The 12,383-nt window shown below is 59.6% G+C and carries 11 protein-coding genes; 10 read left to right on the forward strand and 1 reads right to left on the reverse strand.

Annotated elements, in window-relative coordinates:
* Both AC0Z8Z_RS09335 and AC0Z8Z_RS09340 read left to right on the forward strand, forming a co-directional pair.
* The coding region (locus AC0Z8Z_RS09335; protein WP_485618907.1) for a hypothetical protein at window positions 1-380 on the forward strand (380 nt) is incomplete at its 5' end.
* A 255-nt stretch (window positions 381-635) separates the two neighbouring features.
* On the forward strand, window positions 636-926 hold the full coding sequence (locus tag AC0Z8Z_RS09340) for a hypothetical protein (RefSeq protein WP_122537798.1): 291 nt from the start codon (window positions 636-638) through the stop codon (window positions 924-926).
* Between the two features lie 145 nt (window positions 927-1,071).
* Here AC0Z8Z_RS09340 and AC0Z8Z_RS09345 read toward each other — a convergent pair whose 3' ends face one another.
* On the reverse strand, window positions 1,072-2,880 hold the full coding sequence (locus AC0Z8Z_RS09345) for an aminopeptidase P family protein (RefSeq protein WP_485618908.1): 1,809 nt from the start codon (window positions 2,878-2,880) through the stop codon (window positions 1,072-1,074).
* 912 nt (window positions 2,881-3,792) lie between these two features.
* Here AC0Z8Z_RS09345 and AC0Z8Z_RS09350 point away from each other — a divergent pair.
* The 8 genes from AC0Z8Z_RS09350 (at window position 3,793) to rfaH (ending at window position 12,333) form a co-directional block, all read left to right on the forward strand.
* Complete coding sequence (locus AC0Z8Z_RS09350) at window positions 3,793-4,578, forward strand: hypothetical protein (protein ID WP_485618909.1); 786 nt, start codon at window positions 3,793-3,795, stop codon at window positions 4,576-4,578.
* 101 nt (window positions 4,579-4,679) lie between these two features.
* Window positions 4,680-5,801: a DegT/DnrJ/EryC1/StrS family aminotransferase gene (locus tag AC0Z8Z_RS09355; RefSeq protein ID WP_485618910.1), complete on the forward strand. Its 1,122-nt coding sequence runs from the start codon at window positions 4,680-4,682 to the stop codon at window positions 5,799-5,801.
* 53 nt (window positions 5,802-5,854) lie between these two features.
* Complete coding sequence (locus AC0Z8Z_RS09360) at window positions 5,855-7,369, forward strand: oligosaccharide flippase family protein (protein WP_122537790.1); 1,515 nt, start codon at window positions 5,855-5,857, stop codon at window positions 7,367-7,369.
* 17 nt (window positions 7,370-7,386) lie between these two features.
* Complete coding sequence (locus AC0Z8Z_RS09365; protein WP_122624811.1) at window positions 7,387-8,316, forward strand: glycosyltransferase family 2 protein; 930 nt, start codon at window positions 7,387-7,389, stop codon at window positions 8,314-8,316.
* Window positions 8,306-8,758, forward strand: coding sequence for a low molecular weight protein-tyrosine-phosphatase (locus tag AC0Z8Z_RS09370; RefSeq protein ID WP_485618911.1), 453 nt, complete (start codon window positions 8,306-8,308; stop codon window positions 8,756-8,758). The genes AC0Z8Z_RS09365 and AC0Z8Z_RS09370 overlap by 11 nt, the downstream gene beginning before the upstream one ends.
* Window positions 8,759-10,975 (forward strand): polysaccharide biosynthesis tyrosine autokinase, encoded by a 2,217-nt coding sequence (locus AC0Z8Z_RS09375; protein WP_122537786.1) that lies wholly within the window; start codon window positions 8,759-8,761, stop codon window positions 10,973-10,975. It abuts the gene before it with no gap.
* Window positions 10,976-11,002: 27 nt separating this feature from the next.
* On the forward strand, window positions 11,003-11,803 hold the full coding sequence (locus AC0Z8Z_RS09380; protein WP_205484240.1) for a WbqC family protein: 801 nt from the start codon (window positions 11,003-11,005) through the stop codon (window positions 11,801-11,803).
* Between the two features lie 5 nt (window positions 11,804-11,808).
* Window positions 11,809-12,333 (forward strand): transcription/translation regulatory transformer protein RfaH, encoded by a 525-nt coding sequence (gene rfaH / locus AC0Z8Z_RS09385; RefSeq protein ID WP_205484242.1) that lies wholly within the window; start codon window positions 11,809-11,811, stop codon window positions 12,331-12,333.
* Window positions 12,334-12,383 lie beyond the last annotated feature (50 nt).

Here is a 12,383-nt window from a genome sequence, read left to right on the forward strand (position 1 = left end):
GGTGGTTAAGATCTTTCGTCTCAACCGAGGCGCGCATTCTACAGCGTCTCTTGTATCTGTCAAGCGGTTATTTTAAGAAGTTTTCAAAGTTTCCTGATCAACTTCAACCACTTGCGCTTCGTTCGACTTGGCGTCTCACGTCAGCGGGAGGCGAATTCTACAGCGTTACAACCTGCTGTCAACTGCCTTTTTCACCGCTGTCGATTCAAGCATCTGAACCGAAGCATTCCTCGCTGCTTACTTCGTCCAACTCTTTGATTATCAAGGAGTTTTCCGTTTCGTCTGCGCCGGAAGTGGGGCGAATTATAGACACATCCAGAGGGGCGTCAAGCACTTATTTTCACTTACCGCCAATCACTGATATTCGCCGCCTTTGCTGATTAACCGACCTCTATTCATAGATTCCTATATGGAGTGTGAGGCTGGAGCCCCCCCACATGCGGCTCTGAGAAGCGAGCGGGAGCAACGCCATCGGCGTGATACACGATGTCACTGGCATTTGTCTCACTATTGAGCGATGTTTAGCCCGTGCGCCTTAACATGCGCGCCCTCTCCACACGGACGTGAACGTCGGCGGCAGCATGCGAATTCTGGATAGTCACTGACCGCAACGTGCCGGTCAGGTAAGGATATGAATGAAGTACTTTTTGATGGCACTGGCAGCATTGGCTGTCGCTGGATGCGCAGCGACATCTAAACCGGTCATGGGCAAACGCGGTATTCATATCAATTGCTCGGGGCTGTCGTCCTCATGGGAGCAGTGCTATGAAATGGCGACCAACTCCTGCGTTTCCAAGCAATATCGGGTAATCGCCAAATCCGGTGACGGCGCCGAAGACACTGGAGGCTACCCGCTCGGTCTCAATCCGGCCGGGTACACCAGCCGCAGCATGATCATTGTGTGCAAAAAGCCGACTAACCCCTAGTCGGCTACCGGCATACCACCCTCTGCTAACCCGGCAGGTTTCTAACGGCGCCTATAAAGAAAGCCAAAGGCGTCTATATAGAAAGAGGACGCCAGGCACACGACCCGCACGTGGTGCCACCGCCTACACAGCGGCGGCAGTGGCATCAGACCGCTTGAGTACGACCGTTCAGCCACGACAACGCGGCGCCCCCCACTAAGGGACTGAGCCGCTGCCTGACCTGAGCGTGGTATTCATTCAGCCATTCACGCTCCTCTTTCGTCAGCAAACTGATTTCCAGGCAACGCGTGTCTATCGGGCACAGCGTGAGGGTCTCGAACTTGAGAAACTCGCCGAAATCGGTCTTGCCCGCCTCCTGATTGATCACCAGGTTTTCAATGCGCACGCCCCACTGTCCCGGCCGATAGGTGCCCGGCTCGATCGACGTGATCATCCCCGGCTGCATCGCGGTTTGCGGTGTAGCGGCGGCTTGATAGGCAATCACCTGCGGGCCTTCGTGCACGTTCAGGAAGTAGCCGACGCCATGACCGGTGCCGTGGCCGTAGTTGACACCCTCGGCCCAAATCGGTGCGCGAGCGATGGCGTCGAGCAGCGGCGAAAGAATGCCGCGCGGAAAGTGCGCACGAGACAACGCGATGACGCCCTTCAGAACGCGCGTGCAGTCGCGCTTCTGCTCAGCCGTCGGCGTGCCGATGGGTACCATGCGGGTGATATCGGTCGTGCCGCCCAGGTATTGGCCGCCGGAATCGATGAGCAGCAAGCCATCACCTTCGATTTGCGCGTGCTCTTCTTCGGTGGCGCGGTAGTGAGGCATCGCCCCGTTACCGTTGAAGCCGGCAATGGTGGCGAAACTCTGGGACACGTAGCCCGGACGACGGGCCCGCGCCGCGCTGAGCTTCTCGTCGATGGTCAGTTCGCTGACGGGCTCGTTACCCAGCGCTGAATCCAGCCAGGCGAAGAACTCGCACAGCGCCGCGCCGTCCTGCTCCATCGCCTGGCGGATATGCCGGGTGTCGGCAGCACTCTTCTGCGACTTGAACAGCGTGGTCGGGTTCAGACCTTCGACCAGCGTGACTTCGCTGTCCAGGTAATCCAGCAGGCCACAGGTGACCCGCGCCGGATCCACCAGCAGACGCGCGTCCTTAGGCACGTTGCGTAACGCAGTGCCGATGCGTGTGTATTCATGCAGGGTGATGCCGTCTTGCTCCAGCTTGCTTCGCAGCGCGGAATCGACTTTTTCTGATGCGACAAACAGATTGATGCTGTTCGGGCCGATCAGGGCGAAGGAGATGAACACCGGGTTGTAGGAGACATCGGCGCCACGCAGGTTAAACAGCCAGGCGATGTCGTCCAGCGTCGCGAGGAAATGCCAGTCTGCGCCGCGCTCGGCCATCACTGTGCGCAGTCGAGTGAGTTTGTCGGTGCGGGTTTCGGTAGCGTGGGGCGCCGCGTGCTCATAGACAGGCTGGGCCGGCAATGCAGGCCGGTCGTTCCACAGCTCCGTTAAAGGGTCGAGGTCGGTGCGAAGCCGCGCGCCTTTTTCGTACAAGTTGGCAGCCAACGTACGCGACGACGCTACGGCTAATACCGCACCATCCACAGCGACGACGGAATCCGCCTTTGCCTGGCCAGCCAGCCATTCAAGTGGGCCGGTCTGGCCGGGCTGCAGCTTGACCAGTTCGATACCGCTGCCTGCCAGTTCCTTGCTCGCCTGCTCCCAATAACGGCTGTCTGCCCAGAGGCCGGCCAAGTCCTGGGTGATGATCAAGGTGCCGACGGAACCGTGGAAGCCGGACAGCCACTGCCGCCCTTGCCAGTAACCTGGCAGATATTCAGAGAGATGGGGGTCGGCCGACGGCACCAGCCAAGCGTCGATGCCTTCACGGCTCATCAGGGCGCGCGCCTGCGCAAGGCGTTGCATCGCCACTCCAGTGGTTTTCGACTGCGTATTCATTGAATCTCCTGGTGACCCGAATTGTTTGCATCGCAGACCCGGATAATGGAGCAGCGATCAAAGCTGAGCAACCGCAGCGCCGCCTCCACCGTCGGGCGCAGTAAGGGCGCGTAGGATCCACTTCCTGGCGCACTGATGAAAGCTTCGTCATATCAACCACTTCACCCGCGTCGATTTATATATAACCGAACACAGTTCCATCTATAAAACTGCAACACCGCTGTGGTCGCTTAATTAACCACTTACCGCTCAGTGGATTAGTTACTCAACCGCACCATTACGTTTGTATGACGGGATTCAATCATTGAGCGCCATAAAACCGTTAAGCCCACCCGCGCCCAAGTTCTGACGTTGGAAAAACGTCTTTCCGGCTATTTTTGACGGCCAGTTAGGTGGTCTTCAGGAGTGCCTAAAAAGCGTCGCGCACCACGACGGGGCGATGATGTTTTATTGACTACCAATAAAATCAACCACTTAGAGATGCTGTCGGCCCGTTTATCAAAAATCTAACAGAATGATGGCGAAATAATTTGACAGAAACGCCGCCTCCGTCGATATATAGGCACGTCCAATGTTTTCCCGTTTTTGCAGTGCGGCCCTAGAGCTGTGCGCCGAGAGCATTCCGACTTAATTACCCTGCGACTGCCCAAAAAGTTGACGATTCAAACGGTGTGAAATCAGCGCCGGTGGGCAGTTTTTGGTTCAAAGAAAGGCTTTTTCGAATTACTGAATGTGCTCGGTGGGGCGGTAGCTTTGCCCAACGCTTTAGTCGGCCAGTGCTGAATGAAGCCGCTGTTTGAATGCACGCCTAATTAATACGACGGCAGGATCTGCAGATTCGGGCGGTAGCGTGCCTGAAGCGCAATTAACCCCCTGCCCTGCACTCCTCACTCTCAACGAGGGCCTGATGCAATGCCTTTATCTTTCGACATGGATGAGCAGCTGGTTCAGCGACTGGCTGACGAAATCGATACCAACGGCTTTGCAAAACTGAACGCGGCCGTGCCTGACACGGACCTGCAGCAGTTGCGGGCCTGGACTGACGAACAGGCGCAGAAACACCAGGGCGAATACTTTGCCTACCACGGTGAAGCGGCACTGAGCGAAAGCCTGCTGGCGAGTTACTGGTCCGACCCGCGTTTCAAGACGCTGCTCGGTCGCCTCTACAAGCATGCAGCCCGCCGCGACGCTGCCAGTGACCGCATTTTCCCGGTGCTGCGCTGCGTGCAGGGCAATCAGGGCAAGCGCGAATCCAACAGTTTCCACTACGACGCCAGCCTGGTGACCGCACTGATCCCGGTGTTCATCCCCAGTGAAGGCGAAGGACGCGGCGATCTGATGCTGTTTCCGAATATCCGCCGGGTGCGCTCATGGGTGGTGTTCAACGTGATCGAGAAGGCCCTGCTGCAGAACAAGATCACCCGCGGCTGGATCATCAAGGGCATGCAGCGCAACTGGCTCAAGCCGTATGTCCTGCGCCTGGAGCCGGGCAGCGTTTATTTCTTCTGGGGCTATCGCAGCCTGCACGCCAATCAGGCCTGCCGACCGGACGTGAAGCGCGCCACTGCCCTCTTCCACTTCGGCGACCCCCATACCGGCAGCCTGGCCACCCGGTTGATCCTGAAAATCAATCAAGGCCGCGCGCGGCGGATGAGCAACAAGGCAGGCAACCCGCCGCCGGCATCCACCCCCAACTGATTCCCCTTGAACCTGGCGTTGACGGCCCGGCGTCAGACCGGCGCCACCGCATCACTGCCCAAAAGCCTTTTAAAAGCTTTGCATCTGAAATGGAGAATTCGATGATCAACGTCACCAAGACTTACCTGGGCGATATCGACAAGTTCAAGGGCTACGTCGAGGGCATTTATGCGCGCGGCTGGCTGACCAACCACGGGCCGCTGGTGTGCGAGCTCGAACAACGCCTGAAAGAATATCTGGGCGTCAAACACGTCATCCTCACCAACAACGGCACCCTCGCCCTGCAGGTCGCTTATCGCGCGCTGGGCCTGAGCGGCAGCGCAGTGACCACGCCGTTCAGCTTCGTCGCGACCAGCAGTTCGCTGCAGTGGGAAGGCATTCGACCGATCTTCGCTGACATCGACGCCAAGACCTGGAACATCTCGCCCGACCACATCGAGAGCCGCATCGTCTCCGACACCACCGCCATTGTCGGCACCCACGTGTTCGGCAACCCGTGCGCTGTCGAGCGCATCGAAGAGATCGCCCGTCGGCGCAATCTGAAAGTCGTGTACGACGGCGCCCATGCCTTCGCCGTGCGCCACGCCGGCCAGTCGGTGCTCAACTGGGGTGACATCAGCACCCTGAGCTTCCACGCCACCAAGCTGTTTCACACCATCGAAGGCGGCGCGATCATCACCAACGATGACGAAACAGCGCGCCGGGTTCACCTGCTGTGCAACTTCGGCATCGTCGACGTCGACAAGATCGAAGGCATCGGCATCAACGCCAAGCTCAACGAATTCTCCGCCGCGATGGGCCTGTGCATTCTCGACGACATCGAGAACATTCTTCAGGAACGTGCCGAAATCGCTGACCGCTACACCACTCGCCTGGGCGATTACGTCGACCTGCAGCGGCCGGAAAACAACAGCCAGCTCAATCACAGCTATTACCCGATCGCCCTGAGCGACGAACAGCAACTGCTGCGTTTGCGTTCAGCGCTGAACACCAACGGGATCAACCCGCGCCGCTACTTCTATCCGTCGCTGGACACCCTTGAATACCTGCAGCCGCAAGCGGCACAAACCGCCTCGCGTTCACTGAGCGAGCGTGTGTTGTGCCTGCCGATTTACCCGGGCCTGCTGCGCGACGATCAGGACCGCGTGATCAGCACGGTGATCGCCGAAACCAGCGGCGCCCACTCGCCCTACCGTGTGCCGTCCCTCGCGCAGGTCATGTAACACCGCCGGGCCAGCCACTGCGCCATTCACCTGTTTCGCCGGAAGGACTTTCGATGCAAACCAAGCGCTCAGTCATACGCAACACTGCGTTGAGCTATGCAGGCCAGGCCTACACGCTGCTCGTGGGGATCCTGATCATGCCGTTCTATCTCGGCCACATGGGCGCCGAGGCATACGGGCTGATCGGGTTCTTCTCAGTGCTGCAGGCCTGGCTGCAATTGCTGGATGCGGGGTTGTCGCCAAGTCTGGTCAGGGCAGTGGCGCATCGACAAGGCAGTGAGGGACTGGATCGCTACACAGGCCGCCTGCTGCGCTCGTTCGAAATCATTTTCCTGCCACTGGCGGGGTTCTGCTGCGTGGCGATGTACGCCGGCAGCGAATGGATCGCCGTGCACTGGCTCAATGCTCAGCAATTGTCGACCGAGACGCTGGTGCAGTGCATCGGGCTGATGGGCATCGTTATCGCCCTGCGCTTGTTTTCAACGCTCTATAAAAGCGGGATTCAAGGCCTTGAACAGCATGCATGGCTGAACATTGCCAACGTGATCATCGCCACGCTGCGCTACTTCGGTGGCCTGCTGCTGGTGAGCACGATTTCCAACGACCCGGTGCACTTCTTCGAATTCCAGGCGCTGGTGGGCCTGATCGAAGCTGTGATCTTCGCGGCCCGTGCCTATCAGCAGATGCCGACGCCATCGCCGCTGACCGGTTTTGACTGGGATCTGGTCAAGCCGATCATCCCGTTCGCGGCGAGCATGTCCGGCACCGCGGTGCTGTGGATCGTGCTGACCCAGATCGACAAGGTGCTGCTCTCCGAGCTGCTGCCGCTCAATGAATATGGTTACTTCTCGCTGGTGGCGCTGATCACTACCGGGATCATGATGCTCTCCAACCCGCTGGCGCAGACGCTGCTGCCCCGCCTCACCGTGTTGATGGCCGAAGGGCGCCGGGACGACATGCATCAGCTGTATCTGGCGGCCAATCGGTTTGTGTGCACGTTCCTGTTTCCGCTCGCGGCGCTGATCGCGCTGCACGCCGACGAAATGGTCTTTGCCTGGTCAGGGGATCGCCCTGCTGCCGACTGGAGCCGAACGATTCTGCCGTGGTACTCGCTGGGCAGCGCCATCATGGCCGTCAGCGCTTTCCAGTTCTACCTGCAATATGCCTACGGGCGCATGCACCTGCATGTCTGGTACAGCATCGTTTCGGCGCTGATCACGGTGCCAGTGATGTTTCTGGCGATCCGTGGCTATGGCGCTTACGGCGCGGCGATCGCCTGGTTCGTGTTGCGCGTCGTGTCCTTCGCCGTCTGGCCGGTCATCGTCCACCAGCGCCTGGCCCCGGGCATTCACAGCCAATGGCTGCGCGACATCATCCGCATCAGCGTGATGACCGGCGTGGGCCTTGCGATCACCGAGCCCTTGCTACGCCTGATCGCCAATGAAAACCGCATCAGCATCTTCCTGGGTCTGGCCGTCAGCGGCCTGCTCACGCTGCTGATTGTGGCCGCCAGCTACAAGCCGCTGGTCATGAAGATTTCCGTTCTGTTCAGCAAACCCAGTGTTTAACTCCGAGTACCCAAGCCATGGATGCTAATAGCAATAAGACGAGCACCTCGCCGTCCGCCGCGCCCTTGGTCAGCATCGTCTGTCCAGCCTACAACCAGGAAGCCTACGTCGCGCAGACGCTGGAAGGCTTCCTGATGCAGCAAACCACGTTCGCCTTCGAAATCCTGGTGAACGACGATGCCTCCACGGATGGTACTGCCCGCATCATTGCCGATTACGCCAAGCGCTTCCCGACGCTGATCCGGCCCTTCTATCACGAGACCAATCAGTACTCGCAGAACAACCCGCCGGTGCCGCGCCTGTTCGGCGAAGCGCGTGGCCGCTACATCGCCTACTGCGAAGGCGACGATTACTGGACTGACCCGCGCAAGCTGCAGATCCAGGTGGACTTCCTCGAGAACAACCCGGATTACGTGCTGACCTACCACGACGCGATCCCTTTCGACATCAGCGGCCAGTACCCTATTCAGCTGCAAGGCAAGCTGCGCGGGGACGCCACGGCGCTGGAGCTGCAGAAGGCGCGGCCAATCTCGACGTTGACTACGGTATTCCGCAACGTCTTCGATTCGTTGCCACCCGAACTGCGCGCCGCGCCACTCAACGATCTGGTCTGGTGGTCGCTGCTCGGTGCCTACGGCAAGGGCAAATTCATGGGTGAGGTCAAGCCGGCGATGTATCGGTTGCACCCGGGGGGCGTGTTTTCCATGCGCTCCAACAAACGCAAGCTGCACATGGCGCTGCAGACCTCCGGCGCCCTGGCCAACTACTACAACCGGCTCGGCAATCAGGAGCTGTATGAGCACTTCCTGATGGAGCTGGTCGAGTATTCGCTGTCGGCGATTACCCCGAAGCGCAAAATGCAGACGCTCCTGGCAGTCGGGCAGAACTTCAGCACCAACATCAGCAAGAGACTGATGACGAGCCTCAGCAAAGGTCATGTTCAGTAACGTACTGGTGGTCTGCGTCGGCAATATCTGTCGCAGCCCCATGGCCGAAGCCATGTTCCGACAACGGGTGCCGAACGCGCGCGTCCAGATCTCGTCGGCCGGGACCCACGCCATGCTCAGTTCCACCATTGACCCGCTGGCTCAGGCCGTGCTGCTGGTCAATGACGTCCCCGCCCACAGACATCGAAGCCGTCAGATCGATCGGCAGATGCTCCACGAAGCAGAGCTGATTCTGGTCATGGAGCATCGTCAGACCCAGAGCGTCCTCAAGCTGGCCCCCGAGGTACGCGGCAAGACGTTTCTGATTGGCAAATGGCAACAAGCGCTGGAAATCGCCGACCCCTACCGGCGCCCGAAACTAGCCTTTGAACAGACCTACGAGCAGCTTTCGCGTTGCGTCGACGACTGGCTTCCTTATCTTCAGTCAGGAGATCCAAGATAAATGACCGCTATGAACCGTACTTCTCTGGACGAGGTCCAGGACTCCCGGATCGATCTGGCGACTATCTTGCGCACACTTTTCGATCACAAAGGATTGATTGCGTCGATTGTCGGCATCTGCGTCCTGCTCGGCGCCACCTACGCCATTCTCGCCACGCCGATCTTCCAGGCCAACGCGATGATTCAGATCGAGCCGCGCAAAGTCGGCATCGAGGGTCGCACCGAAGTCTCCAGCAAGCCGCTGTCGGTTTCCCAGGCGACCACCGAAATCGAGCTGATCAAATCCCGCGCGGTGTTGGGCAAGGTCGTCGATGACCTCAAGCTGTACATCGTGCAGAAGCCCAAATACATCCCGGGCCTGGGCAGCTACATGGCGCGTCGGTTCAAGCCCGAGCGTGAAGGCGCGCTGGCCGATCCGATGTTCGGCCTGAACAGCTACGCCTGGGGCGGCGAAAAAATCGACGTCTTTCAGCTGGACGTGCCGGACGCACTGCTGGGCGAAAAGATGACCATGGTGGCGGGCAAACCGGGCACTTTCACCCTGTATGACGAAGACCGCAATAAACTGCTCAGCGGCCCTGTCGGTCAGACCGTCGAAGGCAGCGGCATCAAGATCCAGGTGGCTGCGCTCAACGCCCGTCCGGGCACCGAGTTCACCGTGGTGCGTCAACGCACCCTGACCGCCGCGCTGGATTATCAGGATCGTCTGAAAATCATGGAAGCGGGCAAGGACTCCGGGATCGTCTACCTGTCGATTCAGGACCCCGACCCGGCACTGGCCAAGCGCATCCTCAACGAAGTCAGTCGCCTGTATGTGCGCCAGAACGTCGAGCGCAGTTCGGCCGAAGCCGCCCAGCGTCTGGAATTCCTGCGTTCGCAACTGCCTGCCGTGCGCAAGCAGCTGGAACAGTCGGAAATCGCGCTGAACAACTTCCAGATGGGCGCCAAGTCGGTTGACCTGAGCGTTGAGACCAAATCGGTTCTGGATCAGGTGGTCAAGCTGGAAGGCACCCTGTCGGACCTGAAAATGAAGCGCGTCGACGTCGAGCGTCTGTACACGCCGGAGCATCCGACCTACCGCGCCCTGATGACTCAGATCGGCCAGGTTGAAGCACAGAAAACTGCGCTGCTGAAGAAGATCGAAGCCCTGCCGGCCACGCAACAAGAGCTGCTGCGCCTGAACCGGGACATGCAGGTCACCTCGCAGACCTACACCCTGTTGCTGGACAAGAGCCAGGAGCAGGACATTCTGCGCGCCGGCAGCATCGGCAACGTCCGCATCATCGACAACGCCGACGCCAACGTCGAAGAGCCGGTCAAGCCGATGCGCAAAATCATCGTGCTGGTCGCCGCCCTGATCGGCCTGCTGCTGGCCGTTGCCACCGTGTTCGTGCGCCAGGCGTTCTACCGCGGCGTGGACAACCCGGAAGTCATCGAAAACCTTGGCATGCCGGTGTACGCGTCGCTGCCGTATTCGCGACTGCAGGAACGCATGGAAAAGGCCGCCCAGAGCCGTTCGACAAGCAAGGAGCCACGCCTGCTGAGCGTCAGCGCGCCGACGGAACTGGCGATCGAAGCGTTGCGCAGCCTGCGCACCAGCCTGCACTTCGCCATGCTCGAAGCCCGCAACAATGTGCTGATGATTTCCAGCCCGACGCCGGGCGTGGGCAAGTCGTTCGTCTCCAGCAACCTCGCGGTGATCATCGCGCAGACCGGCAAACGCGTGTTGCTGATCGACGCCGACATGCGCAAAGGCTACCTGCACAAGATGTTCAACCTGACGCCCAAGCATGGTTTGTCGGACACCCTCGCTGCGCGTCTGGGCAGCAAGGAAGTCATCAACCACACCGAAGTGCGGAACCTGGATTTCATCTCCTGCGGTTACGCGGCGCCGAACCCGTCCGAGCTGTTGATGCACGACAACTTCAACAAAATGATCAGCGAGCTGTCGCCGCTGTATGACCTGGTGATCATCGACACCCCGCCGATTCTGGCCGTGACCGATGCCACGCTGGTCGGCCGTCAGTCCGGCACCTGCCTGCTGGTGACCCGCTTCGGCCTGAGCACGGCCAAGGAAATCGAAGCGTGCAAGCGCCGCCTGATGCACAACGGCATTCTGATCAAGGGTGCGATCTTCAACGGCGTCCTGCGCAAGGCGTCGACCGCCGACTACGACTGCGCCGCATACGGTTACGACTACACCACGGTCCGCAAGTAAATCGACACGCACGCCAAGGAGAAACACATGGCCAGGACCCTTGCAGTGATGCAGCCCTATCTGTTCCCGTACCTGGGCTACTTTCAGCTCATCGCTGCTGCAGACGTCTTCGTCCTGGGAGATGATCTGCAGTATGTGCGGTCCGGCTGGGTCAATCGCAATCGCATCCTGCACAACGGCGCGGCCAGGCTGATCAGCTTTCCGTTGAAGAAAGACCGCTTTCAGCTGCAGATCAATCAGCGCCAACTGTGTGAGCACTTTAGCGATGAAGCGCCACGGCTGATCGATCTGCTCGCCGAGAACTACCGAGAGGCGCCCTACTTCGCGCAGGTCATGCCGCTGCTGGAACGGTTGATCCGTTTCCCCCAGCAGAACATCGCGCTGTATGCCGAACACGCCATCCGTGAAATGTGTGCTTATCTCCACATCGTGACGCCGATCCTGCGCAGCTCGGACCTGATATTAGGTAGCGCTGCGGACAAGCAAGAGCGCATTATCCGCATCGCTCACACGTTTGAAGCCACCACGTTCATTACCCCGGAAGGCGGCTCGGTGCTCTACGACCGTGATCACTTTGCCCGCAACGGTTTGCTGGTGCGGTTTTTCCGGATGAACCCCGTGGCGTATCGGCAGTTCGGGCAACCTTTCGTCGCCAACCTGTCGATTATTGATGTGCTGATGTTCAACTGCGTCGAGCAGGTGCAGCAACTGTTGACCGAATACGGGCTGGACAAAAATCCACCCTGCGCAAGGCCCGTCATGATGCACGGGCTGGCGCAAAAACCTGACGTTGTCCTGACCGGGTCGCACCGGATCGCAGTGGAGTGAAGTGTATGTCTGAAGTCGTCAATAGCTCCGGTGGCTCCGCGCGCTGGTACCTCATCCAGACCAAACCCCGTCAGGAAGCACGTGCGGCAGAGCACCTGCAACGTCAGCAGTTCGAGTGCTACCGCCCGGTCAAGCACGGTGAGAAAAAACGCGGCTCACGGGCGCCAGCCGAAGAAGAGCTGTTCCCCGGTTACCTGTTCATCCACATGGACCAGGCCAGCGACAACTGGTACCCGATCCGCTCGACCCGGGGCGTGGCGCGCATCGTTACGTTCGGCGGCATGCCGGTTCCGGTGCAGGATGCGTTGATCGAGCAGATTCGCCAGCGTCTGTTGGCGCCGCCGGCCAGGGTCGCCTTTCAAGAAGGCGAAACGGTGCGGGTCACGGCCGAGGGCTTCAACGACGTCGAAGCGATCTTCCTCGCCGCCGACGGTGATGAACGTGCGGTGATTCTGCTCAACCTGCTGCAACGCGAGCAAAAGGTCACCCTGCCGGTCAGCAGCCTGTCGCGGATGCAAGCGCAGGCGTGAGCCGTTAGCGTTGTCCGTACTGATCCACACATTCTGACCCACACATCCTG

Source organism: Pseudomonas sp. 1L-C-7-B-C1, assembly GCF_057291635.1.

What these genes read in the sequence shown, in the direction of transcription:
- AC0Z8Z_RS09350 (WP_485618909.1), top strand. Translation starts at nt 3,793, where the DNA reads ATGCCTTTATCTTTCGACATGGATGAGCAGCTGGTTCAGCGACTGGCT.
- AC0Z8Z_RS09380 (WP_205484240.1), top strand. Translation starts at nt 11,003, where the DNA reads ATGGCCAGGACCCTTGCAGTGATGCAGCCCTATCTGTTCCCGTACCTG.
- AC0Z8Z_RS09355 (WP_485618910.1), top strand. Translation starts at nt 4,680, where the DNA reads ATGATCAACGTCACCAAGACTTACCTGGGCGATATCGACAAGTTCAAG.
- AC0Z8Z_RS09360 (WP_122537790.1), top strand. Translation starts at nt 5,855, where the DNA reads ATGCAAACCAAGCGCTCAGTCATACGCAACACTGCGTTGAGCTATGCA.
- AC0Z8Z_RS09375 (WP_122537786.1), top strand. Translation starts at nt 8,759, where the DNA reads ATGACCGCTATGAACCGTACTTCTCTGGACGAGGTCCAGGACTCCCGG.
- AC0Z8Z_RS09365 (WP_122624811.1), top strand. Translation starts at nt 7,387, where the DNA reads ATGGATGCTAATAGCAATAAGACGAGCACCTCGCCGTCCGCCGCGCCC.
- rfaH (WP_205484242.1), top strand. Translation starts at nt 11,809, where the DNA reads ATGTCTGAAGTCGTCAATAGCTCCGGTGGCTCCGCGCGCTGGTACCTC.
- AC0Z8Z_RS09345 (WP_485618908.1), bottom strand. Translation starts at nt 2,880, where the DNA reads ATGAATACGCAGTCGAAAACCACTGGAGTGGCGATGCAACGCCTTGCG.
- AC0Z8Z_RS09340 (WP_122537798.1), top strand. Translation starts at nt 636, where the DNA reads ATGAAGTACTTTTTGATGGCACTGGCAGCATTGGCTGTCGCTGGATGC.
- AC0Z8Z_RS09370 (WP_485618911.1), top strand. Translation starts at nt 8,306, where the DNA reads ATGTTCAGTAACGTACTGGTGGTCTGCGTCGGCAATATCTGTCGCAGC.